Annotated in this window: 24 protein-coding genes; 8 read left to right on the forward strand and 16 right to left on the reverse strand. The window is 70.6% G+C overall.

What is annotated here, in order from left to right; translation table 11 throughout:
- Genes ACFY36_RS15235 through ACFY36_RS15245 form a run of 3 tightly spaced genes read right to left on the reverse strand, consistent with a single transcriptional unit; the run spans position 1 to position 3,067 of the window.
- Positions 1-1,779, reverse strand: a complete 1,779-nt coding sequence (locus ACFY36_RS15235; protein ID WP_499746564.1) for a thiamine pyrophosphate-requiring protein — start codon at positions 1,777-1,779, stop codon at positions 1-3.
- A 52-nt stretch (positions 1,780-1,831) separates the two neighbouring features.
- Complete coding sequence (locus ACFY36_RS15240; RefSeq protein ID WP_499746565.1) at positions 1,832-2,536, reverse strand: GAF and ANTAR domain-containing protein; 705 nt, start codon at positions 2,534-2,536, stop codon at positions 1,832-1,834.
- A 9-nt stretch (positions 2,537-2,545) separates the two neighbouring features.
- Complete coding sequence (locus ACFY36_RS15245) at positions 2,546-3,067, reverse strand: GAF domain-containing protein (protein WP_499746566.1); 522 nt, start codon at positions 3,065-3,067, stop codon at positions 2,546-2,548.
- 128 nt (positions 3,068-3,195) lie between these two features.
- Here ACFY36_RS15245 and ACFY36_RS15250 point away from each other — a divergent pair, with 128 nt between their 5' ends.
- Together ACFY36_RS15250 and ACFY36_RS15255 are read left to right on the forward strand one after the other, a co-directional pair.
- A complete protein-coding gene (locus ACFY36_RS15250) occupies positions 3,196-4,281 on the forward strand; it encodes a sigma-70 family RNA polymerase sigma factor (RefSeq protein ID WP_499746567.1) in 1,086 nt (361 codons plus the stop codon).
- A gap of 18 nt (positions 4,282-4,299) precedes the next feature.
- A complete protein-coding gene (locus tag ACFY36_RS15255) occupies positions 4,300-5,391 on the forward strand; it encodes a glycoside hydrolase family 27 protein (protein ID WP_499746568.1) in 1,092 nt (363 codons plus the stop codon).
- Here ACFY36_RS15255 and ACFY36_RS15260 read toward each other — a convergent pair.
- The 4 genes from ACFY36_RS15260 to ACFY36_RS15275 are packed head-to-tail and all read right to left on the reverse strand — an operon-like array spanning position 5,332 to position 8,691.
- On the reverse strand, positions 5,332-5,793 hold the full coding sequence (locus tag ACFY36_RS15260) for a DUF899 family protein (protein WP_499746569.1): 462 nt from the start codon (positions 5,791-5,793) through the stop codon (positions 5,332-5,334). The genes ACFY36_RS15255 and ACFY36_RS15260 overlap by 60 nt on opposite strands.
- Complete coding sequence (locus ACFY36_RS15265) at positions 5,790-6,119, reverse strand: ArsR/SmtB family transcription factor (protein WP_499746570.1); 330 nt, start codon at positions 6,117-6,119, stop codon at positions 5,790-5,792. Before ACFY36_RS15265 ends, ACFY36_RS15260 begins: the two co-directional genes overlap by 4 nt.
- Entirely contained in the window at positions 6,106-6,540 is a 435-nt protein-coding gene (locus ACFY36_RS15270; RefSeq protein ID WP_499746571.1) for an SRPBCC domain-containing protein, read from the reverse strand. Before ACFY36_RS15270 ends, ACFY36_RS15265 begins: the two co-directional genes overlap by 14 nt.
- A gap of 39 nt (positions 6,541-6,579) precedes the next feature.
- Complete coding sequence (locus tag ACFY36_RS15275; RefSeq protein ID WP_499746572.1) at positions 6,580-8,691, reverse strand: DUF4132 domain-containing protein; 2,112 nt, start codon at positions 8,689-8,691, stop codon at positions 6,580-6,582.
- Between the two features lie 70 nt (positions 8,692-8,761).
- Between ACFY36_RS15275 and ACFY36_RS15280 the strand changes: the two genes are divergently transcribed.
- Complete coding sequence (locus ACFY36_RS15280; RefSeq protein ID WP_499746573.1) at positions 8,762-9,226, forward strand: hypothetical protein; 465 nt, start codon at positions 8,762-8,764, stop codon at positions 9,224-9,226.
- A gap of 6 nt (positions 9,227-9,232) precedes the next feature.
- On the opposite strand, the gene ACFY36_RS15285 is transcribed toward ACFY36_RS15280, so the two are convergent.
- The 3 genes from ACFY36_RS15285 to ACFY36_RS15295 all read right to left on the reverse strand — a co-directional run bounded on the left by ACFY36_RS15285 (position 9,233) and on the right by ACFY36_RS15295 (position 14,056).
- Positions 9,233-10,759: a hypothetical protein gene (locus ACFY36_RS15285; RefSeq protein ID WP_499746574.1), complete on the reverse strand. Its 1,527-nt coding sequence runs from the start codon at positions 10,757-10,759 to the stop codon at positions 9,233-9,235.
- Positions 10,760-10,873: 114 nt separating this feature from the next.
- Complete coding sequence (locus ACFY36_RS15290; protein WP_499746575.1) at positions 10,874-13,852, reverse strand: PAS domain S-box protein; 2,979 nt, start codon at positions 13,850-13,852, stop codon at positions 10,874-10,876.
- Positions 13,853-13,894: 42 nt separating this feature from the next.
- The gene (locus ACFY36_RS15295) at positions 13,895-14,056 is read right to left on the reverse strand and encodes a hypothetical protein (RefSeq protein ID WP_498686777.1); all 162 of its coding nucleotides are present in this window, start codon (positions 14,054-14,056) and stop codon (positions 13,895-13,897) included.
- A gap of 157 nt (positions 14,057-14,213) precedes the next feature.
- On the opposite strand from ACFY36_RS15295, the gene ACFY36_RS15300 reads away from it, so the two are divergent.
- A complete protein-coding gene (locus ACFY36_RS15300; protein ID WP_499746576.1) occupies positions 14,214-15,728 on the forward strand; it encodes an alpha/beta hydrolase in 1,515 nt (504 codons plus the stop codon).
- Positions 15,729-15,769: 41 nt separating this feature from the next.
- Positions 15,770-16,441 (forward strand): class II aldolase/adducin family protein, encoded by a 672-nt coding sequence (locus tag ACFY36_RS15305; RefSeq protein ID WP_499746577.1) that lies wholly within the window; start codon positions 15,770-15,772, stop codon positions 16,439-16,441.
- Positions 16,442-16,486: 45 nt separating this feature from the next.
- Here the strand turns inward: ACFY36_RS15305 and ACFY36_RS15310 are convergent, their stop codons facing one another.
- Positions 16,487-18,523 carry a cellulose binding domain-containing protein gene (locus tag ACFY36_RS15310; protein ID WP_499746807.1) on the reverse strand — a complete coding sequence of 679 codons (2,037 nt, stop codon included), beginning with the start codon at positions 18,521-18,523 and terminating at the stop codon, positions 16,487-16,489.
- A gap of 237 nt (positions 18,524-18,760) precedes the next feature.
- On the opposite strand from ACFY36_RS15310, the gene ACFY36_RS15315 reads away from it, so the two are divergent.
- On the forward strand, positions 18,761-20,215 hold the full coding sequence (locus ACFY36_RS15315) for an FAD-dependent monooxygenase (RefSeq protein ID WP_499746578.1): 1,455 nt from the start codon (positions 18,761-18,763) through the stop codon (positions 20,213-20,215).
- Here ACFY36_RS15315 and ACFY36_RS15320 read toward each other — a convergent pair.
- Entirely contained in the window at positions 20,201-21,367 is a 1,167-nt protein-coding gene (locus tag ACFY36_RS15320) for a glycosyltransferase (RefSeq protein ID WP_499746579.1), read from the reverse strand. The two genes, ACFY36_RS15315 and ACFY36_RS15320, sit on opposite strands and share 15 nt — an antisense overlap.
- A 72-nt stretch (positions 21,368-21,439) precedes the next feature.
- Here ACFY36_RS15320 and ACFY36_RS15325 point away from each other — a divergent pair, with 72 nt between their 5' ends.
- Positions 21,440-21,577 (forward strand): hypothetical protein, encoded by a 138-nt coding sequence (locus ACFY36_RS15325; protein ID WP_499746580.1) that lies wholly within the window; start codon positions 21,440-21,442, stop codon positions 21,575-21,577.
- Between the two features lie 29 nt (positions 21,578-21,606).
- Here the strand turns inward: ACFY36_RS15325 and ACFY36_RS15330 are convergent, their stop codons facing one another.
- Entirely contained in the window at positions 21,607-21,753 is a 147-nt protein-coding gene (locus ACFY36_RS15330; RefSeq protein ID WP_499746581.1) for a hypothetical protein, read from the reverse strand.
- A gap of 160 nt (positions 21,754-21,913) precedes the next feature.
- Between ACFY36_RS15330 and ACFY36_RS15335 the strand changes: the two genes are divergently transcribed.
- The gene (locus tag ACFY36_RS15335) at positions 21,914-22,420 is read left to right on the forward strand and encodes a DinB family protein (protein WP_499746582.1); all 507 of its coding nucleotides are present in this window, start codon (positions 21,914-21,916) and stop codon (positions 22,418-22,420) included.
- 3 nt (positions 22,421-22,423) lie between these two features.
- Here the strand turns inward: ACFY36_RS15335 and ACFY36_RS15340 are convergent, their stop codons facing one another.
- Genes ACFY36_RS15340 through ACFY36_RS15350 form a run of 3 tightly spaced genes read right to left on the reverse strand, consistent with a single transcriptional unit; the run spans position 22,424 to position 25,994 of the window.
- On the reverse strand, positions 22,424-23,170 hold the full coding sequence (locus tag ACFY36_RS15340) for a DUF1963 domain-containing protein (protein WP_499746583.1): 747 nt from the start codon (positions 23,168-23,170) through the stop codon (positions 22,424-22,426).
- Between the two features lie 27 nt (positions 23,171-23,197).
- Positions 23,198-23,779, reverse strand: coding sequence for a pentapeptide repeat-containing protein (locus tag ACFY36_RS15345; protein WP_499746584.1), 582 nt, complete (start codon positions 23,777-23,779; stop codon positions 23,198-23,200).
- A 46-nt stretch (positions 23,780-23,825) separates the two neighbouring features.
- Positions 23,826-25,994 (reverse strand): beta-glucosidase, encoded by a 2,169-nt coding sequence (locus tag ACFY36_RS15350; protein WP_499746585.1) that lies wholly within the window; start codon positions 25,992-25,994, stop codon positions 23,826-23,828.
- Between the last annotated feature and the right edge of the window lie 20 nt (positions 25,995-26,014).

A 26,014-nucleotide genomic window follows, 5' to 3' on the forward strand; every position in this document is an offset into this window, starting at 1 on the left:
CTAGGCTTCGCCGGCGCGCTCCCGGCGCAGGTGTTCGGCCGCCCGGCGGGCCAGATCGGTGTCCTCGGCCTCAAGACCGGCGTACATCTGGTCGATCTTCTCTTGCGGTTGTAGCGGCGGGAGCAGGGGAATCGCGGGGTCGACGACGGCGTGGATCAGGGTGGGGCGATCGGCGGACAGGGCCGTCTCCCACGCCTCGGCCATGGCGCCGGGTGCGCTGACCTCGATGCCGCGCAGGCCCAGCAGCTCGGCGTAACGGGCGTAGGGCACGCGCGGCAGGTCCTGGGAGGCGGCGAAACGGGGCTCGCCCTCCATCTCGCGCTGTTCCCAGCTCACCTCGGCCAGGTCGCCGTTGTCGAGCACGCAGACGACGAAACGCGGATCGGCCCAGTCGCGCCAGCGGGCGGCCACGGTCGCCAGCTCGGCCAGGCCGAGCATCTGGAAGCCACCGTCGCCGGAGAGGACCAGCACCGGCTGGTCCGGGCTTTCCAGCTTGGCCGCGAGGCCGTACGGGATGCCGCAGCCCATGGACGCGAGGGTGCTGGACAGATGCGCCGGCACCCCGACGGGCAAGCGCAGGTGGCGGGCGTACCAGTAGACGACCGAGCCGACGTCGACCGCGACCTGAGCGCCGGCGGGCAGGTGACCGTTGAGCGACCGGATGACGTGCTGCGGGTTGAGCGGCTCGGCGGGTGCCGCGGCCCGCGACCCGGCGATCTCGTGCCAGCGCCGGGCCCAGCCTTCGACCTTTTTGCGCCATTCTTTCCGTGGTGCCGACTTGAGGAGGCCCAGCAGCTCCCGCAACGTCGCGGTGGCGTCGCCCAGCAGCGGCACCTCGACCGGATAACGGATGCCGAGCCGGCGGCCGTCGATGTCGATCTGCACGGCGCGGGCCTGGCCCGGCGCCGGGTAGAACTCGGTCCACGGGTCGTTCGTGCCGATCAGCAGCAGGGTGTCGCAGGCCCGCATCAGCTCGGTGCTGGCGGTGGTGCCCAGGTGGCCCATCACGCCGGTGTGGAACGGCAGGTTCTCGTCCAGCACGGGCTTGCCGAGCAGCGACGCGGCCACACCCGCGCCCAGGCGCTCCGCCAGTTCCGCGATCTCGTCCGCCGCCCCGTACGCTCCCTGGCCGACCAGGATCGCGACGCGCTCCCCCGAGCTCAGCAGCGCGGCCGCCTCGCGCAGGTCCTCGTCCCGCGGCAGCAGGCGGGCCGGGCGCAGGCCGGGACTGGTCACCAGGACGCCGTGCTCGTGCTGGGTGGGGTCGGGCGCCGGCTCGGACTGCACGTCGTGCGGCAGGATGACGCAGGTCGGCCCGCGGGTGGCCAGGGCCGCCCGGAACGCCCGGTCGATCAGCATGGGCACCTGCTCGGCGGTGAAGGCGGTCTGCACGAACTGGGCGCAGACGTCGCCGAAGAGCCGCTGAAGGTCGATCTCCTGCTGGTACGCGCTGCCCAGCACCGTCGAGGACTGCTGCCCGACGATGGCCACCACCGGCTGACTGTCCAGCTTCGCGTCGTAGAGGCCGTTGAGCAGGTGCACCGCGCCCGGCCCCTGCGTGGACAGGCAGACCCCGGCGCCACCGGCGTACTTGGCGTGGGCGACCGCCATGAAGGCCGCCGCCTCCTCGTGGCGGGCCTGCACGAACTCCGGCTTGCCGGCCCGGCGCAGGGCGCCCAGCACGCCGTCGATGCCGTCACCGGAGTAGCCGAAGACCCGCTCGACACCCCACGCCGTCAGGCGCTCCACCAGAAGATCGGAAACCGTCGCCTCAGCCATGGGCCTCGACTACCCCTTGCGGCGGCGCTCAATCGGGCCCTTGCGGCGGCGCTCAGTCGGGCAGGCGGCCGGTGTCGAGCAGATGCTGGGCCACGTCGGCGACCTTGCGCCGCTGATTGCGGGCGGTGGCGCGGAGCAGGCCGAAGGCCTCCTCGGCACCGGTCTCGCGGCGGGCCATGAGATAGCCGACCGCGCGCTCGATGACGATGCGGTAGTCGAGCGCGTACTGCAGCTGGCCCGCCAGTTCGCCCGCCCGCTGCGCGGCCAGCGCCGTGCTCAGGGTCGACTCGAGCAGGCCGGTGTAGCGTTCCAGCGCCGCCGCCTCGGTGTCGTCCCAGTCGTGCGGCCGGTCGAGGAAGACGTCGAGGGTGCCGACCGGCACCCCGCCCAGCCGCACCGGGGCGCCCAGCACCGCCACCACCCCGTGCTCGAGGAACGGGCCGCGGATGCGCGGCCAGCGCGGATCCTCGTGCAGGTTGTCGGTGTGCACCACCCGGTTGTGGACGAAGGCCGAGACGCAAGGTCCCTCACCGGCGTGGCTCTGCGCCTGCTCCATGACCTTGCTGGGCGCGTTGCTGGCCGCCACGTAGTGCAGACTGTTCTCCTCGTCGGCGATCATGAGACCGCTGCCGCTGACCTGGAAGAGGTCGACGGCCGCGTGCACGACGTCGGCCACCGCGCCGGGTACGTCGGGGCCGCCCAGCTTCTCGAGCCGGCGCAGGCTGCTGGCCAGCACCTCCGGATCGATGTTCGGCACGGCGCCTCCTCATTCCTGAGCGTTGACGCCGAGGCGGAGCAGGACCGAGATCACCCCGGCGTACGCCTCGGCGGCGCGGACGCTGTCGACTTCCCAGGCCTGCGGCTGCGAGCGGAGAGCGTTCAGGGTGCCGACGACGCTGCCGGCGACGAGCACCGGAACGGACAGTACCGCCCGGGCCGGCTTCTCGCCCGTCCGAAGCTCCGCCCAGACCGGGGCATAGTCGTCGTCGGCCGCCAGATCGGGAACGGCGACGGCCCGGTCCTCGCGGACACAGTCGATGGCCGGCCCGCATCCGACCCGCAGCTGGGCCCGTTCCAGCGCGAGCCCGGCCGGGATCGACGCGCCGGCCACCCGCAGCTCGTTCTCCTCGTTCAGCAGCATCAGGCCGACCCCGTCGACGTGGATCATGTCGCGCGCGGCGGCCAGCACCTGGTCGAGGCGGTCCTCGAGGCTGCGGTGGTCGGCCGACAGGCCCGCCGTGCTCAAGGTTTCCAGACTGGTGGCGAGCGCCTTCTGATCAACTGGCATGGCCACCTGGCTTCCCGGCTGCGTGACGAAAAAACCTGCGATGTTTAGAACCCCTCCCCGGGGAAACCAAGGTCGCGCTGGTAAAGCCCTCCGCCCTGTGTCCGCGGACAGACACCGGAGGAACAGCTATGTCCGCGTATTCCACGCTGGAAGACCTCGACGCCATCGCCGAGAGCTACGCCACCGACCGCGACGCCTCCCCCGACGCCGCCCGGGCCCGGCGCCTGCGCGACGCCACGATCCAGCGGATGCTCCCGATGGCCGACCGGCTCGCCCGCCGCTACCGTTTCGGCTCGGAGCCGTCCGACGACGTCACCCAGGTGGCCCGCCTCGGCCTGGTCAAGGCGGTGGAGCGTTACGACCCGGAGCGGGGCTCGTTCACCGCGTACGCCGTCTCGGTCATCACCGGCGAGATCAAGCGCCACTTCCGCGACACCGGGTGGAACGTGCACGTGCCGCGCCGCATGCAGGAACTGTCCCTGGCCGTGGGCCGGGCCCGGCAGGACCTCACCACCGAGCTGGGCCGGTGGCCGACCGAGCCCGAGCTGGCCGGCCGGTGCGGCGTCAGCACCGAGGACGTACGGGCCGCGCTGGTCAGCGGGGCCGGATATCGCGCGGTCTCGCTCAGCCAGCCCACCGGTGACGGCACGGGCGAGCTGGGCGACCTGTTCGGGTCGCCGGACCGCGACATGGACCTGGTGCCCGACCGGGTCAGCCTGGCCGACCTGCTCGACCGGATGCCGCAGCGGGAGCGGCACCTGCTGTCGATGCGCTTCCACGGCAATCACACGCAGCAGGAGATCGGCGACGAGCTGGGCATCTCCCAGATGCACGTGTCGCGGCTGCTGAGCCGGGCCCTGGGCTGGCTGCGGGAGGCGCTGCTGACCGACGTGGTGCCGCCGTGGCCGGGCGAGGCCGACGAGCCCGGGAGGCTCCAGGTGATCCCGGAGCTGGGCGGCCGGGTGCGGGTGATCGGCGAGCTCGACCGGGACAACACGGCCCGGCTCCGCGCGGGTGTCCAGCCGTTGCTGGCCCGCACGCCGGCCGGAAACACGCTGACCCTGGACCTGTCGAGGGTGCCGCTGCTCGACGCGGCCGGGGCCGGCACCCTGCTCGCGCTGCGGCGGGCGGCGGCCGGCCGCGGGGTCCGGCTGGAGCTCACCGGCATGCAGCCGTACGTGCGTAAGGTGGCCTCTGCGCTTCTCTTGAGGTAGGGCGGGCACACTCGGGCGGTGCGCCTGTTCCGGTTCACCGCCGTCCTGGTCCTGCTGGCCGCGCTTCTCGCGCCCGCGCGGGCGTCCGGCGTGCCCACGCTCGCGCCGGCGCCGCCGATGGGCTGGAACAACTACAACGCGTACGGCCTGGAAGTGACCGAGTCTCTGATCCGCGAGACGGCGGATCGCCTGGTCAGCACGGGGTTGCGGGACGCCGGATATGTTTACGTCAACATCGATGACGGCTGGATGGCCGCGTCCCGCTCCCCGCGCGGTGAGCTGCGAGCCGACCCGGAGCGCTTCCCGCACGGAATCAAGGCGCTCGCCGACTATGTGCACGCCAAAGGCCTCAAGCTTGGGGTGTACGAGGACGCGGGGCTCAAGACGTGCGGCGGGCTCCCGGGCAGTCTGGGTCACGAGCGGGCCGACGCCGCCCTCTTCGCGGCCTGGGGTGTCGATTATCTGAAGTACGACAACTGTTACGCCGGGATCGGCTGCCCGCAGGCCGGGTGCGCCACGGCCGCGCCGGCGAAGGACCGCTACGCCGCGATGAGCGACGCGCTGGCCACCGCCGGCCGCCCGATCGTGCTCAGCCTGTGCAGCTGGGGCACCGAGGAGGTGTGGCGCTGGGGACGCGGGTACGGGAACCTGTGGCGCACCACGGGTGACATCGGGCCGACGTACGAGAGCATGCTGTCGATCTTTGATCAGACGGTCGGGCTGGGCCCTTACGCGGGCCCGAACGCCTGGAACGATCCCGACATGCTCGAGGTCGGCAACGGCATGACGGCCGTCGAGGACCGGACCCAGATGATCCTGTGGGCGATGATGGCGGCCCCACTGATCATCGGCACGGATCTCAGTCGCGTCTCGCGGGCGACGCTGGCGGTGCTGAAAGACCCGGACGTGATCGCGGTGGATCAGGATCCGCTCGGCCGGGCGGCCCGCGTCGTCTCGTCGGCGGATGGGCATTTCGTGCTCACCCGGCCCCTGGCCGACGGCCGGACGGCGGTGGCGCTCTTCAACTCCACGTCCGCGGCGGCCGATGTTTCACATGGAACAATCCGGGCAAATCTGCCGCCGCACGGGGCGGCGCTCTATCTGGTCTGATCGGGCAGGCGCATGTTCGGGCCGCCGACCTGCATGCCCGGGAGCACGGCCCTTCGGCTCCTCCCAGTCCTCCTGGCGGCCGAGCGCGGTCAGATCGAGATAGCGGTAGCCGTTGTGGAACTGCTCGATGCCCCGGCGGTACGTCGAACAGGTGTGGAAGACGTCGTCGCCGGCCCGCAGGAAGGCGGAGATCGCGGGCACCCGGTACGGCGCCCGGGAGACGGCGGCCAGGGTGGTGCCGCGGGCGTGAGCTGCCGCAGGTTGCTGATGCCGTCGGCGGCTGACATGCAGCTGGGGCACGGCGTTGACGCGGTCGCGGGCCTTCGTGAGTTCCTTCTCCTTGACGAGCAGTCGCTGTCGCGCGGTGAGCCATTCGCCGCGCGACACGACCTCGGGATTCATTTCAGCGTCTCCTTCAGGGCGGCGAGGGGGCCGTCCCAGTCGCGGGCGAGGGCGGCCAGGAACTGCTGGGCCACCTTCATCGGCGCGGAGTGGACGCGGTAGCGGACGCGGCGCCGCTCCCCCGGCTCGGCGATCACGAGCTCGGCCTCGGCCAGCAGGTTCAGGTGTTTCGCGATGGCCTGCCGGCTGATCGGCAGCCGGGCGGCCAGGTCGGTCGCGGTGGCCGGCCCGCCCGCGGCCAGCGCCGCGACGATCTCGCGGCGGGTGGGGTCGGCCAGGGCGGCGAAGACCTCCTGCGCGACCAGCTCGCGATCAGAGCCGGCCATCGAGGTACGCGACCAGTTCGCCCAGTTCGCTGGTCCAGCCGCCGGTGTTGCCCTCGAAGGCGGCCTTGTGCGCGTCGTCCGGCACCTGGGCGAAGCCGCTCTCGACCATGGTCAGGGTGGTGCCGTCGCCGGCGGGTTCGAGAGTGAACTCCACGTACGTACGCCGGGGGTCGCCCTCCGGAAGCCCGGAGATGGCCCACGTGTAGCCCAGCACGCGAGGCGGTTCGAGCCGCTCGATGGCCAGCGTGGCCGTGTCGCCGCTGGTCCAGGCCAGCTTGATCAGCCCGCCCACGCGCAGGTCGACCTCGGCGCTGTGGCCGAACCAGGTGCCGAGCCCCTCGGCCGTGGTCAGCGCGGCCCACACCCGCTCCGGCGGCTGGGACAGGTCGAGGGTGCGCTCGATGCGATCGGGGAATGCCATGACTGCCTCCTAGTAGCAACCGTTTGGTTGCTACTCAAGCTATCGCAACCGGAGGGTTGCGTCTAGGGCGACGAGCAACTCGGACAGGGCGGCCGCGTCGCACGCGCCCATCGGGGTGGTCCGGGCGACCTGCCAGTGGTCGGAGCGGGCATCGTCGACCCAGACCTCGGTCACCCGCTGCTCGTCGACGGTGTTGACGGCCGAGGTGGTGACGCCCGGATCGACCTCGATCACCAGCACCATCCGGCCCGGCAGGGCGTGGGTGAACTGGGTGTGCGTGTTCAGCCGGTTGCCCGCGTGGTAGCCGTTGCCGAGCCAGCCCCGGTTCAGCAGCCCCACGACCGCGCCGGTCGCGACCGGGCCGAAACCGGGGAGGCTCGTCGCCGCCCGCTGCGCCCCGGTCAGGGCCACGAACGGGCGGTGGACCTGCGGGAACGGTTGCAGGATCTCGTAGTCGGCGAAGATCTGCCGCCAGTCGGCCAGCTCGGCCGGTTCCAGCTCCGCGGGGTGCACGAGGCGGAGCATGGCATCGCCGTCGACCGCGGCGGTCGTGTCGTGCACGTCGGCGAAGCTGCCGTCCTCCGCGATCCGCAGCCGGCGGCCGGGCTCGCCCCAGAGGAGCCGCCGGGCGAGGGGCCCGAGGATCGGGTGCGGCGCCGTCACGTCGGTGGCCGGGCGGGCCCGGTGCGCGAGCATGTCGCGTTCCAGGCGCGCGGTCTGCGCCGAGACGGTGAGGCGGAGCTCCTTCTTCAGGCGTACGAAATCCTGGAAGCTCTCGGGCTTGGTGTCCTTGACGCCGGGCTTGGGAGGCCGCGCGAGGCGGCGGCCGTCGGAGCTCAGGACGTGCGGGGTGAGATGGTCGTCGACGACGACGGTGAACGAGCGCGGGCCGTAGTCCAGGGTGATCCCGCGATCGAGCCCGTGGGTGACGGCGAGGCGATCGGCCAGCTGGGTGACGGACAGCCCGCGGCGGGCGGCGGCCTGGGTGAGATAGATGAGGGCGCGGTCGTTGGTCGGCCCACCGGACATGCCCTCCTCGATGGCGAGAAGATGGCGCAGGGCCACATCGGTGCCGGCTGTGGCCAGCACGGCCAGCCCGTCGATGGCCCGCGCCCACCGGCTGCGGGCCGGCCACGAGCGCACCAGAGGAGCGAGCCGGTCCATGGTGGCGTCGTCGCCGAGGTGGGCCTGCGCGAGAACCACCCACGCCTCCGACGCCGGCATGTCGGCGGTGAGCCACTGATCGAGCAGGGCCCGCCCGAACTCGGCCAGGCTCCCCCGGTCACAGGCAGCCAGGAGCGCCGCCGCCTCGGGGCTGGGCGCCCGCACCCCGGGTTGCGCGGCCGCCGACGACTCGACCACGAGGGGCAGGCCGTCGCCCACGGGATCGCCGGGGGCAGGCTCCGGAGGGTCTTCCAGCCGCAGCTCCGTCAGCGCCTCGACCAGTCGCGCCACCTGGTCCTCGGCGAGGACGCCGCCGCCGGCCCGGCGCAGCTCGGGCAGCGTCCACTCCGGCGTCTTCCTTCCGCGGCCGGCCTTACCACCTCCGGCGATGGTGACCTCGTGCCCGGTGTCCACGAGGTAGCGGAGCGCGTCCTCGGCGTTCTGGCGTGCCTTGCCGGGCTTGCCGAGCGCGACCGGGCCGAGCGCCCGGGCCGCCGCTTCGGCATGACGGTGCAGCCAGAGCCGCGCCCACAGCCGGGCCGAGCCGAGATGCCGCAGCCATCCGGCCACCAGAGCGGCCGGTTCGGGCCCCCGGAAGGGCAACAGAAGCAGGCCGAGGTGGTCGGGGCTCTCCCCCGCTTCACGAAGCGCGAGCTCCAGGGCGCCCAGCTCGAACCGAGCGATCGCCACCCGCCCGATGTCCAGCCGCTGCCGTTGCCGCAGCATCATCGGCCCGGCCAGCATCGCCCGGGCCGCCGGTTCGGGCCCCTTCGCGAACAGCCAGGGAACTTGAACGGGGAGCAGATCGGAGAGCCGGTCGGCGCTGTTGGCCTCCCGCGCCCAGTCGTCCTCCGCACGGCCGTGATCGAGCGCGGCGGCCCGGGCCAGCCAGCGTTCCCGCTCCCCGTCCTCCCAGGCCATGACGGTCGGATCCACACTGACCAGTTCCTTGCCGGACGCCATTTCCGAGCCCCCACGATCGCCCATCCCAGACCGGTGATTATGGCCGCGCCCATCACCGGCTCGTAGACTCGGGTCCCGCCGAACCGAGGACGAAATGAGCGAGCTCTCCATCCGGGTGATCCCCACCGATCCCGAGTGGCAGCCCACGACAGAGGCGGCCACCGCCGCGGCGGCATACGTCACCAGCCTCTTCAAAGGCCCGGGAGACCACGTCGAGTCCGTCGACCCGGTGTTCCACGACCACATCACCGTCATCGACGGTGGCGAGTACATGGAAGACGTCTTCTGCCCCCGCTGCGACGAGGCGATCGGCCTGAACTGGTTCTGGAGCCTGCTGCCCGGCGTGCCGACCGTCCACGACCTGGGTGTGACGACGCCGTGCTGTTCGGCCGCGCTCGCCCTCACCGACCTTCGCTTCGAGGCCCCGATCGGGTTCGCACGCTTCGAGGTCAGCGCCCGGAACTGGTCACGCCGCGAGTGGGAGCTCAGCGCCGCGGAGCTCACCGCGATCGGTTCCGTGCTGGGACATCCGGTGACCCAGGTTCTCGCCCACTACTGACCCGGGTCAGCGGATCTGGAACCGGCCGATCTTCGTCTCCGTACGACTGCTGACCGTCGTACCCCAGCCGATCGCGACGCCCATGCCGTGCATGACCCGGATCCCGGCTTCCCGGCTTCGCACATCGGGTCGCGCGGCGGCCTCGGAGGCGTCCCGAGTGAGCGTCTCGTCCGGGATCAGCGCGCTGGCGTCGGTGAGATTCACGACCCGCGTGACGATCCGCCGCAGTTGCTCCCGGGCCTGTGCACGCTCACGATCGCTCAGGGTCTCGTTCCGGTACGCCTCGAGCGCCTCACGGATGTCGTGGTCGGCCAGCAGCACGCCCACGTTGACTTCACAGTCAGAGATCCGATGCTCGAAAACGTTCCGCTGAGTGTTGTTGTCGCCGATCGACACGGCCTGACAATCGACGATCCGAGGCCGGACGCCGGCGGCGGCGCGCCCTTCGGCGGATCCAGGCGGAGGCTCGCAGCACAAAGCCTCCCAGGACGCGCCGTTGTCGGCCGAGTCGATGAGCGCGGCGATCTCGATGACCGGGCTCTGCACTTCGCATCGATGCACGATGTCCAATGTCGCGTCGGCTCCGAACATCACCCCGCGCGATTTCACCACCTCGACGTCGGTCACCTCACGCTGAGGCATCCGGCCCTCGACCCGGCCGTCCGGCGCCGGCATCACCACGATCGTCGGTGACCCGAGCTTCTCGACCTCGCGAACCGACCGCTCGAGAAGCTCGATTTGCTCCGCCGGGTCGCGTGCCGCCACGACCTTCGCCCGCGGCGGCGCCAGCGCTTCCAACGTGTCGCCGATCTTCTCCAGGCATCGCCGTAGGTCAGTGCCGCTCAACGTCTTGAGCTCTTGGGCCAGTTCCTTGCGGTCCTGTACGAAAGGAAGCGCGATCACCTTGTCGATCAGCACCCCGACCCGTTCGATCTGCCCTTCGATCTCGCGCTGCCGTTCGGCCTCCCGCTCCCAGTTCTCGGCCGTGAAGCTGGCGTCCGCCTCCTGCCGAAGCTCCCTGAAGAAATCCGGCCGAACTCGCTCAAGCGCTTCGTCCTCGATCGGCTCTGGCCCCTGAGTAGGAACCTCCCGCTCTTCGAGGGGAGGTTCCCGCCCTTCAACCGGAACTTCCCGCCCCTCGGCAGCGACCTCCTGCCCCTCATCCGGAACCTCCGGCTCCTCGCCAGAAGCCTCGTGCACCTCAGCACGAACCTCCGCTTGGGCGCGGTCGTCGAGCAGACCTGCCGGCGATTCTTCCGGCTCTTCGAGTTCGCCGATTCGCGCATACTCTGCGCCCCGAACCGGCGGTTCGTCGCTCACCTCCAGGGGAGGCTCTCCATCGATGAAGCCGAGCTCATCGACGCCTGGTGCCGGTTCCTCCGAGTGCTCTACCGGCCGCATGGTGGCCGGCCAGCCAACGAGAGGCGAGGGCGGGATCGCGTTCGCGACCAGGTCTGACGAGTTGAACTCCTCGTGAGGATCCCCACCCTCGTGATCGTCCCAGTATTCGGGGCTGCTGGAGAACTCCCTCATCGGACCTCCCGCCATGACCTCCGGACGGTTGATTCGGCTTCGTCGGGGAAGCCGGTCACATCCCGGAGTTTAGTGGCTCCAGCAGCCAGAACGAGGTGCCCACAAGGGTTGTGGTCAGTCGGCGACCGGCAGGGTGATCACGAACATGGAACCGCCGCCGGGGGCCGGCTCGTAGCGCAAGTCGCCGCCGTTTGCCCGGGCCAGCTCTCGGACGATGTAGAGGCCCAAGCCTGTGCCCTTCACCGTTCGGGCTGTGCACTCGGCCCGGGCGAAGCGGCTGAACAAGTTCGGCTGGAGTTCGGCCGGGACGCCGGGGCCGCCGTCGCGGACGACGATGCGGATCTGGCCCTCGGTGGTCTCGGCGGTCACCGCCGTTGCTCCTCCGCCGTACTTGGCCGCGTTGGAGATCAGATTGGTCAGCATCTGGTCCAGGTGGCCGGGCTGCACCGACACCCTCAGGGTCTCCGTGCAGTCGATGCGGGCCTGGATGCGGCTCGACGAACCGAAACGGTCCAGAGCCCGTACACCCGGATCTGTTGTCGTCACCGCGGCCTCGAGGTGGGAACGCACCTTGACCGGCTCCGGGGTCGCCGTCAGTTTGCCGGCGTCCAGGGTGACCATGGCCAGGACCTCGCGGACGATGCCGTTCAGCAGCTGGGCGTTGCGGTCGACGGCGGCCAGCATCGCGCGCTGGCGGTCGGCCGGCAGGACGTCCCAGGTGTCCGCGATGGTCTCGGTGTAGCCGAGGATCGACGACAGCGGGTTGCCGATCTCGTGGCCCAGCATGCCGATCAGGTCCTGCTTGAGCTGGTTGGCGTCCTCCAGTTGCTGGTTGCGTTCGTTCAGGTCGGCGATCGCGGCGTCGCGGGCCTTCTCGGCCTCGCGGCTGGCCGTCACGTCCGTGTTGATGGACAGGATGGCGAACGGGTTGCCCTCGGAGTCGCACTGGACGGCCTTGCGGGACAGCACCCGCACGCGGCGGCCGTCGGCGCGCTTGTGGTCGATCTCGCCGGCCCACAGGCCGTCGCTCAGCAGGGCGTCGGTGACCGAGCGGCGGTCGGCGCCGTCGGTGAACTCGGTGCCGAGCAGGTTGTCCAGGTCGTGGCCGACGATCAGGTCGGCCGGCCAGCCGTAGACGCGCTCGGCGGCCGGGTTCCAGTAGAGGACGCGGCCGCTCAGGTCGCGCACGATCACCGCGTCCTGGGTGAGGTCGAGCAGCTGGGCGCGCTGGCGGAGCTGTTCGTCGATCGCGCGGCTGGCCGTCACGTCCTGCACCTGGGTGATCAGATAGTGCGGGACGCCGGCCTCGTCCCGTACGACCGCGCCATGGATCTGCACCCAGACGAGGTGGCCGTCGGCGTGCCGGTAACGCTTGGAGACGATCGCCGTGTCGACGTCGCCGGCGCACAGCGCGGCCAGGTGACGGTCGGTCTCGGCGTGGTCGTACGGGTGGTGGAACTGGTGCACGTGCCCGCCGACCAGGTCCTCGATGGAATACCCGGTGATCGCGGCCATGGCCGCGTTCGACTGGAGCACGACGCCCAGGTTGTCCGGGCGCAGGCTGGTCAGGGCCATGCCGAGCGGGCTGTTGTCGAACGCCGACCGGAAGCGGGCCTCGCTGTCCTGCAACGCCGCCACCGCCTCGTTGGCCTGCCGCAGCAGGCGGGCCCGGTGCTCGGCCTCCTCGGCGTGGCGCAGCGCGCCCGACAGGGCGTCGGCCAGCAGGGTGAGCTGCTGCTCGTCGGCCTCGTCGAAGGCGTTCGGGCGGCCGCTGGAGACGGTGAGGACGCCGACCGGATTTCCGTCGACCAGCAGCGGCGCGATGATGAGCGAGCGCATGCCGAGCGCCTCGCACATGGCCGGCTCGACCCGCGGGTCCTCGGTCGTGTCGTCGCAGCGCAGGGTGGTCCGCGTGCGCACGGCCACCCCGGACAGCGAATTCGCGATCGGCGCCTCGGGCATCTCCCGGTTGGCCAGCGAGCCGGCCTTGGCCGCGGCGCGCAGCACCGGGCCGTGGACGAGGCCGACCACGGCGCCGTCGGCCGGGATGGCGGTGAGGGTCCGCTCGGCGATCAGCCGCAGGGCCTCGCCGCGGTCGGAGGCGGCCGCGGCCACCTCCCGCTGGATGCTGATCGTGGTCCGCAGCCGGTAGGTCTCGCGGGCGGCCAGCGCCTCGGCCTGGTCCTGGCTGCGCCGTTCGACGTCGATGTCGACCATCTGCATGAGGAACTGGAGCGGGCGGTTCTCGTCGTCGCGCAGCAGCACCACCGAGACCATGCACCAGACCGGGGTGCCGTCCCTGCGCATGTACCGCTTGTGCACCCGCATGGTGTGCGCCTCGCCGGCGACCATCCGGGTCACCATGTCGAGGCTCGCCTCGAGGTCGGCCGGGTGGGTGAGCGACTGGAAGTTGCTGGCGAGCAGCTCGTCCAGGCTGTATCCGGTGATGGTGGCGATGGCCGCGTTGACGCGCAGGAACGAGCCGTCCAGCCCGACCAGCGCCACGCCGATCGGCGACGACTCGAACATCGAGCGGAAGCGGGCCTCGAGGCCGTCGGCGGTGACCGCCTTGGCCGTGTCGAGCTGGGCCTGGGCGCGGGCGGCCCGGGTGCGGATCTCGGTGTCGGCCAGGCGGGCGGCCAGCTCCGACTCGGCGGCCGCGGCCAGGTCGCCGAGGGTGGAGAGCTCCTCGGCGGTCCAGTCGCGGGGCTCGACGTCGATGACGCAGAACGAGCCGAGGGTCTCGCCGCGCGGGGAGCGCAGCGGATAGCCGGCGTAGGCGGCGACGCCGAGCGCGGTGAGCTCGGCCCGGTCGCGGACCCGCCCGTCGGCGCGGATGTCACCGATGATCAGCGGCGCGTCGGCCTCGACCACGTGCCGGCAGGGCGAATAGGCGAGCCCGGGCGGTTCGCCGACCGCGCTGAGGAACACCTGGCGGTCGTCGCCGACCAGTGACACCGCTGCCACGGGAGCGCCCAGCAGGCGCGACGCGAGCCGGGTGAGCCTGTCCAGCACGCCACCGCCCTGTGCCTGACCGTCGAGCAGACGGGAGGACAGGGCGGCCGACGGCTGACCTGAGTGCCGGAGAACCATGCCGCCTGTATCGGTCGGCCCCCGGCGACCTTGAGAGAAGCGTCAGGGAAGCTTCACGTCGCGGTTGCCCTCGTAGTCCTGCGGGTCACCCTCGCCGCCCGCCTCGGGGTCACGGTGGCCGAGCGCGGTCTCGCCCGGCAGATCCTCGACGCGCTCCTTGGCGAGTTCCTCGAGTTCTTCACGCTTCTCGGCGGCGTCGCTCATGACGTACCTCCAGAACCTTAGATCTTGATCTTGACCTGTACGGCATTGCTTGTACCCGGGCGCACCGGCGCTGATGCGTGCGCGAGACGGCGGTCACGCCACCAACGGGACAACGATCAAGGTCGATGTCATGAAACGATGGCCCGCGGGAGGAACGATGAAACTGTCGAAGGTCGCCACCGCACTCGCCGTCCTGTCCGCCCTCGTCGCCGCGCCCCAGGCCGTGCAGGCCGCTCCGAAGCTCGCCTGGACCGCCTGCGCCGAAGAGGAACTCGCCGGCTACCAATGCGCAACCGAGCAGGTGCCGCTCGACCACGACCGGCCCCGGGGGGCCACCACCACGATCGCGCTGGCCCGCCGCCCGGCCGGAGATCCCGCCCGCCGCATCGGCACCATCTTCGTCAACCCCGGCGGACCGGGCGGCGCCGGCCGCGGCATGGTCACCGTCGCCGATCAGCTGGTCTCGGCCGACGTGCTGGCCCGCTTCGACATCGTCGGCTTCGACCCGCGCGGCATCGGGGCCAGCGACCCGCTGCAGTGTTTCGCCACCGACGCCGAGGCCGAGGCGCTGCTCGCGCGGATGAAGCTCGTCCCGCTGAGCAAGCCGGAGATCGCGAGCACGCTGCGCGCGAACTACGAATACACCGAGGCCTGCAAGCGCGACGCGGGCCCGCTGCTCGCGCACATGAGCACCCTGAACGTCGCCAAGGACCTCGACCTGCTGCGGCAGGCGGTCGGTGACGCCAGGCTGAGCTACATCGGCTACTCGTACGGGACCCACCTCGGCGCCACGTACGTCAACCTGTTCCCGCGCAAGGTCCGCGCGGTCGTGCTGGACGGCAACGTCGACCCCGACCAGCGCGCGAACCGGCGCCTGGCCAACAAGTTCGACCGCGCCGGCGGCTTCGAGATCGCCCTGGCCGGCTTCCTGCGCGCGTGCGACGCCGCCGGCCCCGCCTGCGCGCTGTCCGGTGACGCCCGGGCGAAGTACGAGAAGGTCAGGCTCCGCTTCCGGCAGGGCCCGGTGACGCTTCCCGGATACGGCGAGGTCACGCTCGACGACTTCACCGGCTACATCTCCTCCAGCATGTACGACATCGCGTCCTTCCCGGAGACGGCCGAGATCCTGCGGCTCGCGTACGACACGATCACCGGGGCGCCCACGCCGCTTCGCGTGTCCCCCGGGAAAATCACGGCGCCGCCCGCCCGCGGTGGTCTGCCGGACGCGTACTCGTACACCGGTAACGACGCCTTCTACGCCGTGAACTGCGCCGACGCGCCGCTGCCGCGCGATCCGGCCGTCTATCCCGGCATTGCGAAGGTGTTCGAGGCGGCGCACCCGACGTTCGGGCGGGCCGAGGCGTTCGGCGAGGTCGGCTGCGCGAACTGGCCGCGGACCACCGAGCGCTACAACGGCCCGTGGGACAGGAAGACGTCGGCGACGGTCCTGCTGGTCAACCCGACGTACGACCCGGCGACGCGCTACGCCTTCGCCCAGCGGATGGAGCGCGAGCTGGGCAACGCCCGCCTGCTGACGATGACCGGTTTCGGCCACACGAGCAGCTTCAGCGCGTGCGTCACCGGCTGGTACACGAAGTATCTGATCGGCGGCGCCCTGCCCCCGAAGGGCACCGTGTGCCAGCAGGACCGGGCGCCGTTCCCGAACTCTTAGCGTGCAACCCGGACATCGCCGGCGGGCCTACGCTTCGGCGCATGCGCAGCGACCTCGCCACCGCGACCCGCATCCTGGCCGAGCACCGGCTCGTCGGCATGTTCGGGCACGTCAGCCTGCTCACCGACGACCCTTCGCGCTATCTGATCTGCCCGGGCGCGGGCGTCCGCAAGGACCGCGTGCGCCCGGCCGACGTCCTCGAGCTGGGCCTCGACGACGACTTCGAGCCGGGGCGGCCGCTCGAGCTGCACATGCACTCGGAGGCCCACCGCCTCAACCCGGCGATCAGGTCACTGATCCACGTGCACTCGCCGTCGCTGGTCGCGCTGAGCGCCCTGGCCGAGGTGCCGGGCGACCTGCTGATGATGCACGCCGCCTTCTGGCCGCGGCGGATGCCCCTCTGGGAGGAGCCCGACCTGGTCCGTGACCGGCCGGCGGCCCGCCGCCTCGTCGAGATCCTCGGCGACGAGGCGATCGCGCTGCTGCGCTGGCACGGCGCCGTCATCGTGGGCGCGACGCTGGAGGAGGCGGTGTTCCGCGCCATCCTGGCCGAGGAGCACGCGTCGCAGGTGCTCACCGCGCTGGCACACGGCCGTCCGCTGGCTCCGGTTCCCGCTTCCCAGGATCGATCGGAGCTGTACGGAAGGGTGCTCTCCGCCCCGACCCACGCGATGCACTGGCGCTACCAGAGTTCCTTCGTGCCTTTGACCTGAGTGGATGTCCAGCGCATTCTGGCCGCGGCCGAGAATCCGGGGCCGCTAAACGCTGGTGCAGACCGTTCCGTTGAGTGTGAAGGCCGTTGGCAGCACGTTCGGGCCGCTGTAGGCGCCGACGAAACCGACCGTTGCCGTCGCGCCGGCGGCCAGGCTGCCGTCGCTTGTGACGCGGACCGTGCGGGCGGTCTGCTCCCACGACGCGCTCCAGCCGCTGCTCACCGACTGCCATGCGGTGGGCCAGGTGAACGTCAACGTCCAGCCGTTCACCGGGGCCGCCGCGTTGTTCGTGATGTCGATCGAGCCCACGTAGCCGTTGCCCCAGTCGTTGGTGTCGCGGAACTTGACCGTGCAGGCCGAGGACGCCGGGGTGCCCGTCGTGAACGTCACCGGGGGTGAGCTCGCCGACTGCCGTCCCGCTCCGTCACGGGCCAGCACGTTCACCGTGTAACGGCGGCCCGGCTCGAGATTACGCACCGTCAACGACGTCGCGGTGGTCTCGCCGAGTTGCTCGCTCACGCCGCCGTTCTGGCGGAACAACTCGTACTTCAGTCCGGCGCCGGCCGACGGCCACGAGATCGTCGCGGTGCGGTCGGTCACGGTCGCCGTCGGCTGGGCCGGCGCCTTCGGCCCGGCCACGGTGGGTCCGGCCGGGTGCAGGGTCACGAGCTTGATCTCGTACGGCGCCAGGGTCTGCCCGCTTCCGCCGGTGGTGATCGCGTCGTCGCCGTTGCCGAACGAGGAGACCTCCGGCGCGCCCGGGGCCGGGGTGAATCCGTGGTAGTTCAGCGCCACCGTGCGGCCGGCCGACGGGTCCTTGTTGATCAGCAGCACGGCCAGGTCGCCGTTGGCGCGGCGCACGGCGTGAGCGCTGACCAGCTCGTCGTTGGTTCCGGCGCCGATGAACTGGTCCCCGGTGCGAGCGAAGTCGCCCATCAGCGACAGTGCGTGGTACGGCGCGAAGGGCGTGTTCATCGGCGGCTGGCAGACTGAGTTGTCGGCCGTGCAGTTACCGCTGGAAAGCAGGCCATAGTCGCCGTAGTCGGTGTGGCCTGCGACTTCGGAGACGGTGCCGAGGCCGTTGTGGACGTTCCACCAGTGCACCGTGAAGACGCCCTGTTCGAGCAGGCCGCTGTAGACGTCGGCCAGGAACAGCGCGCCCGGCTGCGTATTGCGCCCGACGTCGACGTTCGTCTCGGTCATGCTGATTTTGATTCTTTCGGAGCCTTCACCGGCGTACGACCGAATCTGTTGCCGCAAGAGAAAAACGGCGTCCTGAATATGCGTGGTCTTGGTCAGCGCCTCGGCCGGCGTGCTGCCGCCCGGGTACCAGTGGACGTCCACAAAATCGATGGCCGCGCCGGCCCGGGTCAGCACCTCCTGGTTCCAGCTGCCCTCGTCACCGGCCGCGACGATGCCGTCGGGCCAGTTGCCCGGCATGGTCAGCACGGCGCCGATCTTGATCGTTGGATCAACGGCCTTCATCGCTTGGGCGTACGACACCACGTGCGCCGCATACTCCTTGGGGCTCTTGTCGGCGTGGTCGTCAGCCTCCCAGGCCGATCCGTAGTGCCCGTTGCCGTAGTTCTCGTTGCCGATCGTCCAGTACTTGGCGCCGTACCCCTTGGTGACGTTGGCGTACCGCACCCAGTCGGCCGCCTCCTGCGCCGTGCCCGTCCCGTAGTTCGCGATGATCATCGGCTCGGCGCCGGTCCGGCGCGCCCCCGCCATGAAGGTGTCGAAGTCGGTGTCCGGCGCGACGTATCCGCCGGGCGCGGTGTGGTCCTTCCAGTGGTAGATGTCCGCGTACGAACCCCCGGGGTAGCGCACCATCTGAACCCCGGCGTCCCCCAGCAGGTCGGCCACGGCCGGCGTGCCGAGCTGCGAGTCCCAGATCGCGTGGTTGACCCCGAGCGCGACATCGCCGACTCGGGCCAGGCCGGCCCGGGCGTCGACGTCGACCCGGACCGCGCTCTCCGCCGCGGCGCTCGCCCCCGACGGCACACCACCGACGGTAGCCGCCGCCATCACCAGAACCGTGCCGGTCAGGACACGCCGATACCAACGCACAACCGCCTCCATCCGCTTGGGAGCGCTCCCAATACTCGGCATCAAAATGATGGATGTCAATTCCCCAAAAAGGCCGAGTGGACTGGACGACGGCCGGACCGGTAGCTTGCACCCTGACCGCGACACCGGCCGAGGAGGTGAGACCCATGAACGCTGTAATGCTGTGGGCGCTCCCCCTTGCCGTCACGGTCGGGCGATTGACATAGACGTCGCCGGGAGCGCGTTCTGCCCTCCCGAAAGGCACCATTGATGCAAGACGTGATCATCGCCGGCGGCGGCCCGGCGGGCGCGATGCTGGCCGCGGAACTGCGGCTGCACGACGTACGGGTTCTGGTTCTGGAGAAGGAGACCGAGCCCGTTTCGTCCGCCCGCATCGTCGGCCTGCACATCCGCAGCCTCGAGCTCATGGCGATGCGCGGGCTGCTCGACCGCATTCGCGACCATGGGCGGCGGCGCCCGGCCGGCGCCTATTTCGCCGCCATCGACAAACCCGCGCCCGGGGGCCTGGACTCGCCGTACGCCTATCTGCTCGGCATTGCCCAGCCGGTCGTCGTCGGCCTGCTCTCCGAGCACGCGATCGGGCTCGGCGCGCAGTTCAGGCGCGGTTGTACGGTCGTCGGCCTCGACCAGGACGACGACGGGGTGACCGCCGAACTGGCCGGCGGCGAACGGCTGCGCGCACGCTATCTCGTCGGCTGCGACGGCGCGCACAGCACGATTCGCAAACTGCTCGGCGTCGGCTTCCCCGGCGAGCCCTCCCGCAACGACACACTGATGGGCAAAATGGCGCTGGCAACGCCCCCGTCCGAGGTGGCGGACCGTCGCGTGAAGATCAGACCGGCGGGCGCCGGGCTGTACCGGGTCATCGTCCCCGCGGCCGGTGTCAGCGACCATTCCGAGCCGCCCGTTCTCAAGGATTTCCAGGAGCAGCTGTACGCCCTCACGGGCACCGATTTCGGCATACATTCCCCGCGCTGGATGTCCCGTTTCGGCGACGCGACCCGCTTGGCCGACCGCTACCGGGTGGGCCGGGTCCTGCTGGCCGGCGACGCCGCCCACATCCATCCGCCCATCGGCGGGCAGGGCCTCAACCTGGGCCTTCAGGACGCGTTCAACCTGGGCTGGAAGCTGGCCGCGCGAATCCGGGGCTGGGCGCCCTCGTCTCTCCTGGACACCTACGAGGCCGAACGCCGCCCGGTCGCGGCCGAGGTGCTCGACAACACCCGCGCCCAGACCGCACTGCTGTCCACCGAGCCGGGTGCGCAGGCCCTACGCCGGCTGTTCACCAAGCTGATGGACTTCGACGACGTGAACCGCTACCTGCTCGAACAGATCAGCGCCATCGGCGTACGGTACGACTTCGGCGAGGGCCCCGACCTGCTAGGCCGCCGCCTGCCCGACGTCGGCAACGTCTACGCCCGCATGCACAACGGCCGCGGTCTGCTGCTCGATCGCACCGGCCGCCTGACCGTGGGCGGGTGGTCGGACCGGGTCGACTATGTGGGCTCTCTGGCTACCCCGGACGCTCTTGCCGCGCCGGACGCTCTTGCTGCGCCGGACGTTCCGGGCGTCCTGGACTTTCTCGCCGGCCTGGACATTCCGGGCGCCCTGGTCCGCCCCGACGGCCACGTCGCCTGGATCGGCGACGACCAGCGGGACCTGGACGGCCATCTGGCCCGCTGGTTCGGGTCAGAGGCGCTCTAGAAACTCGATCACCGCCGCCGGGCCGTCCTCCGCGCCGATCAGGAGGGCGAGCTCGGCGGCCCGCGCGCGATAGCCCGGCCGGTCGAGGCATTCGCGGAGCGCGTCACTGAGCGCGCCGGCCGTCAGCTCTCTCATGGGCAGCGGACGAGGCGCCACCCCGAGTTCGTGCAGCCGCGCCGCCCAGAACGGCTGATCCACGAGCACGGGCACCGCCACCGCCGGCACCCCGGCGCGGAGCCCCGCTCCGGTCGTGCCCGCCCCGGCATGATGGACGACCGCCGCCACCTGGGGAAACAACCATTCGTGCGGCACATCGCCGACCGACAGGATGTTCTCTCCCCCAGCGCCCAGCCCGGCCCACCCGGCCTGAACGACGGCCCGCACGCCGGCGTTTTCGACCGCCGCCGCGACCAGCGCGGAGAGCCGCTCCGGTTCCGGCGTCATGCTCCCGAACCCGATGAACACCGGCGGGGGCCCGGCCTGAAGAAAGTCGGCGAGCTCTCGCGGCGGACGCCATCCCGGCGGCGAAGCCGGCCACCAATAGCCGGTGACGCGCACCGAGGCCGGCCAGTCGGCGGGCCGGGGAACCACCGCCGGGCTGTAACCATGGAAGATCGGCCAGTCCTGATCCGAAACGCTCAGGCCAAGGCGCAGCAGCACATCGGCGTAGAGCGACCCGGTCCGCTCCAGCACCTCACGCCCGGCCGCGAGATTGTCGACCCCGCCGCCCGCCGGCCACCCGGGCGGCGGAAACTCCGCGGTCGGCACACCAGGCGCCAGATAGACCCCCGCGCTCGGAATCCCGGCCCGCTCGGCCACGGCCCGGCTGAGCGGCGCCGGCCCGAACGCGCTGAGCACAACATCGGCCCCAGCCCCGACCGCAGCCACGACCCCGTCCCCCAGCTCATCGAGAAAGCCCGAGAACACCGCCCGAGCCGCTTCGGGCGACGGCGCCGCCGTACGGGCCCGGGTGAGCTCGACCGGATCCCCCGGCAGCGCCCGATGCTCAAGCCCCGCTTCCCGCACAAGCCCACCGAACCGCTCATGCGCGGCCAGGGCCACGTCATGCCCGGCCCGCCGAAGCCGCTGCCCGAGCCCGGTGAAGGGAGCGACATCGCCCCGGGACCCAGCCGTCACGATCAATACACGCACCGCTCCCATTCTGCCCCGCGACGACAGCGCCGCCCCACCCGAAAGCCGACCATGATCATCTAGTCTGATGTCATGGACGGGGAGACCATCGGATCGTTGTTGCTCACGCTGCTCGGCATAGCCGTCCTGTACCGGGTGATCCGAACGGCCGTAGCCCACGGCATCGCCGACGCCGAGGAGAAGCGCCGCAAGGCCGACAAGAGGCCTTGACTCTCCGAGGGCTTCTCAGCGGCCGACCTTCAGTGCGTGTAATCCTCGAACTCATGGTGGGCCAGCCGTCCCAGCTTGGCCGCCGCTTCGTTCCAATCCCGTTCCTCGATGTTGCCGATCAGCTTGCGTAGGAAGCGATCGACATCGCGGGCCACTTGTGTTTCGCGCCGGTCCATGGGTCCTCCGCGTACTCGTCGGGCAGGAGGAGGATCTGGACGTAGACGTCCCCGGCGGCCCCGCTGAAGACGAAGACATGGGCCTGCGGTTCATCGGAAAGCCAGGCGGTTCGACTGCGGACTGAAGGGGACTTCGAAGTCCGTCTGTTAGCTTCCTCGGATGTCGGAGTACCGGGACACCCGAGTTGCGTACAGGTCGGAACGGGAAGCTCTTGAAGGCTTTCTTGACTCTCAGCGGAAAATGCTGATCGAGACGCTGGACGGGCTTGATGATGTCTCGGCGCGGAAAGCGGCCAGCGCCAGCTCGCTCTCGCTGCTCGGGCTTATCAAGCACGCGGCCACCTGGGAACGACGCTGGTTTCAGGTGGTCATGGCCGGGCGTCAACTGCCCGAGGACTGGCCCGCGGTCATGCCCGAGCCCTATGACGCCGACCTCGAGGTCGGCGAGAGTGACACAGTGGACGACTGGGTCGGCTATTACCGCGAGCAGATCGAGGAGTCCCGCGCCGTCGTCGCCTCCATGGATCTCGACAGCCCCTGCGCGCGTACGGACATCATCGAGTGCAATGTGCGGTACGTGCTCTTCCACATGATTGAGGAGACCGCGCGGCACGGTGGGCACGCCGACATCATCCGCGAGAGCCTCGACGGCACCCGCCAGAGCTGACTTCTACTCGCTGAACGTGGTCACCGAGTACGCCCGGTCCAGGCGGCCCGCGGCCAGGTCGTCGTGGCGGATCACGAAGCTCCCGTAGTAATACCCGCCGGGCAGGGGGAAACGGGCCAGGGTCAGCCACTCGCTCGCCAGGCGATGTTTCTCCTTTTCCACGTGGGAGTACCACCTCGCGGTCGGCACGTCGGTCGCGGTCTGCTCGGCGATGCTCGTCATCACCTCGTCGTCGACGTAGCCGCCGAGGTGGGCGATGGCCATTCTTCCGTCGGGCGGCCACAGGTCGTCGGCCAGGGCGATCAGCTCGTCCAGGTGGGGCAGGTCGCGATGAAGGTCTTCCGCTCGCTGCTGCTCGAACAGGGACAGGTCTTCCTCTTCGATATCAGGGTCGAACCAGTCGGGCAGTTCCGCGCGCAGCGTGGCGCCGGTGTGCTGCTCCGCGCCGGCGTCGAGGGTGTGCTCGACCCGCGCATACTCCTGTGAGCCGGTGGCGGCGGCCAGATGGTCGTTCTCGTGGTCCAGGAAGAACAGCAGCGAGCCCGAAGCCGGCAGGGCGAACCCGTCGACCCTCGGCAGGGACGCACAGTCGACGGACAGGACGAGTGGCAGGTCGGCGCCCGCCGGAGATGGCTCTGAACCGCCGGTCAGGCGGATCGTCAGGCGGAGATGACCGGTGAACCGGCGGATCTCGTCCTCCGGGATGTCCAGCGCCCGCGCCGCCTCATGGAACCGCCCCTGATGATCCATGGCCCAGCATGATGCCATGGCTTGTCCTCAGGCCGCGCGCACGTCCAGGCCGAGGGCCGACGCGATGGTCACCGCCTGGTCGGAGGTGATGATGGCGTCGCGGATCGCTGTAGTGGCCGGGTCGAGGGAGCTCAGGTCGCTGCCGCGCAGGTCGGCGCGGGTCAGGTCGGCCTGGTGGAACTGGGCGCCGGACAGGTCGAGGCCGGTCAGGGTGGCGCCCTGGGCGCGGACCCCGGTCAGGTCGGCCTCGCGCATGCGCAGGCCGGTCAGGGTGGCCGTGGACAGGTCGGCCGCGCGCAGCGAGGTGAACGACCAGTCGCCGCCGTCGGCGGTTGCCAGGTCGAAGGAGCAGCGGTCGAAGGTGCTGCCGACGAGCTTGCAGTTCGTCAACTCGGCGTCGAAGAAGTTGCAGGCCACGAACGTGCAGTTGAGGAAGGCCACGTCGGTCATCACCGCGCAGTTGAGGCGCGCGTTGCGGAACGTGCACTTGTCGAACTCGACGCCCTCCAGGGTGGTCTCGCACAGGTCGAGGTCGATGAACTCGTCGCCCTCGTGGCGGGTGCGGGCGCCCACTCCGGCGTCCCAGTCTTCGGTGCGCAGCGATGCCATGGGACGACAATAGGGTGAGGCGGCCGGGGCCGCCCCACCCTGTCGATCAGCGGATGCGGAACGAGGTGCGCGCCTTGGCGTCGGAGGAGCCGCCGACGCTGACGCCGTAGACGCCGCGGGCGGTGGTCCACGACGAGCGGGACGAGTCCCAGTACTGGAGCAGGTGCAGGTCGGACAGGTCGGAGCGGCTCAGGTTGATTTCCACCGTCTTCTGCTGTCCGGGAGCCAGGGTGACCCGCTCCCAGCCGATCAGGCGGGACGGCGGCTCGCCCGTCGCGGCGGGCAGCGAGACGTACGCCTGGGCCACCTCAGTGCCCGTACGGCGGCCGGTGTTCTTGATCGTGAATTTGATCCTCAAATCATGAGAGACGGTGACCTTGGGCGTGGAATAGGCGAACGACGTGTAGGACAGGCCGTGCCCGAACGGGAACAGCGGGCGGATGCCCTCGCTCTGGTACCAGCGGTAGCCGACCTTGAGGCCCTCGTTGTAGTCGACCTGCCGGATGCCGTTCGCGTCGAGGACGCCGGGGTACTGCGCCGCGCTGCCGGCCGTCGGGGTGTCCGCGAGCGACTTGGGGAAGGTCATCGGCAGCTTGCCGGACGGGCTGGTGTCGCCGAAGAGCAGCGACGCGATCGCCGGGCCCATCTGCTCGCCGCCGTACCAGTTCTCCAGCACCGACGGCACCCGGGCGATCCACGGCATCTCGACCGCGCTGCCCGTCTGCAGGACCACCACGGTGCGGGGGTTGGCCGCGGCCACGGCGGCGATCAGCGCGTCGCTGTTGCCCTGCAGCCGCAGGTCGGCCAGGTCGGTGAACTCGCCGGCCCGCTGATATCCGAAGACGACGGCCACGTCGGCCGAGGCGGCCGCCGCTGCGGCCGCCGCGATGTCGCTGCCGTTGTTGAAGGTGACCGACGCCTTGGCGCGGGCCGCCCGGTCGCGAATGGCGGTTTCCGGCGATACCAGGTCCTCGCATTGCAGCGTGGTCGGATTGCCGAATCGCCACGGCAGCGAGCAGACGGAACTCGCGCTGATGCCATTGGTCGGCGTGGATGACGCCGTCGGCCCGATCACCGCGATCTCGTCACCCTTGCGCGGTGACAGCGGCAGCAGCCCGTTGTTCTTCAGCAGGACCGATCCCTGTTGGGCGACATTCAAGGCAACAGCCTTGTGCGCCGCCGTCGAGGCGTCGGCCACCGGGGCCGCCGGCAGCGGATTATCGAAAAGACCGCCCTTGATGTACGACCGTACGACCCGGAAGGCGGCGGCGTCGATCCGCTTCTGCGTGATCTCCCCCGCGGCCAGCGCCGCGTCGAGCCTGGCCGGGGTGAACCAGATCGGCCGGTTGAGCTCCTGGTCCATTCCGTTCATGAGCGAGGCCGCGGTCGAGTGCACCGACCCGAAATCGCTCATGACATAACCATCAAACCCAATGTCCTGCTTGAGTACGCCGTTCAGGCGCGGATTCTCACAGGCATAGGTGCCGTTGATCTGGTTGTACGAGCACATCACGCTCGACGGCGCGCCCCGGTCGACGGCGATCTCGAAGGGCAGGTCGTAGATCTCGCGCAGCGTCCGTTCCGACGCGTTCGAGGAACTGGTCTGCCGGTCGGTCTCCTGCTCGTTGGCGACGTAGTGCTTGAGCGTGGCCAGCACCCGGTCGTCCTGCTCGATGCCGCGCGACCCGGCTGCCGCGATCAGCCCGGTGAGCAGCGGGTCCTCACCCAGATATTCGGGCGTCCGGCCCGACAGCGGTGTCCGGCCGCTGGCCAGCCCGGGCGCCAGCAGCACGTTCTTCTGCTTGTCGAACGCCTCGGCCGCCTGCGCTTTCCCCTTCGCGTAGGCCAGCGACTCGTTCCAGGTGGCCGCCTGCGCGATGGTCGCCGGGAAAGCGGTCACGCCCGGGGTGAAACGCACCCCGTCCGGGCCGTCCGAATAGACCACGGTCGGCGTGCACGGCACCTGCACCGGATAGACGACCCCGCCCTGCCATTCCGTCTGGGTGGGGCTGTTCGCCGGCTGTTCCACCAGCCACCGGTATTTCTGGTGCTGGGTGCTCGCCGCGAGCAGGGCCGAGGCCCGCTGCTCGGGCGATTTCCTCTTGTTCATCCACGGAACCGTCGAACAGTCCACGGCGGCCTGTGCCGCCACGGGCGTGAAGAACGGTGCGAACAGCGCCAGCACCGCCGCCCCGCCGATCAGACGTTTACGCATGCGTTTCCCTTCCTGGAAAT

Source organism: Actinoplanes sp. NPDC000266 (assembly GCF_042899005.1).
Taxonomy (GTDB): domain Bacteria; phylum Actinomycetota; class Actinomycetes; order Mycobacteriales; family Micromonosporaceae; genus Actinoplanes.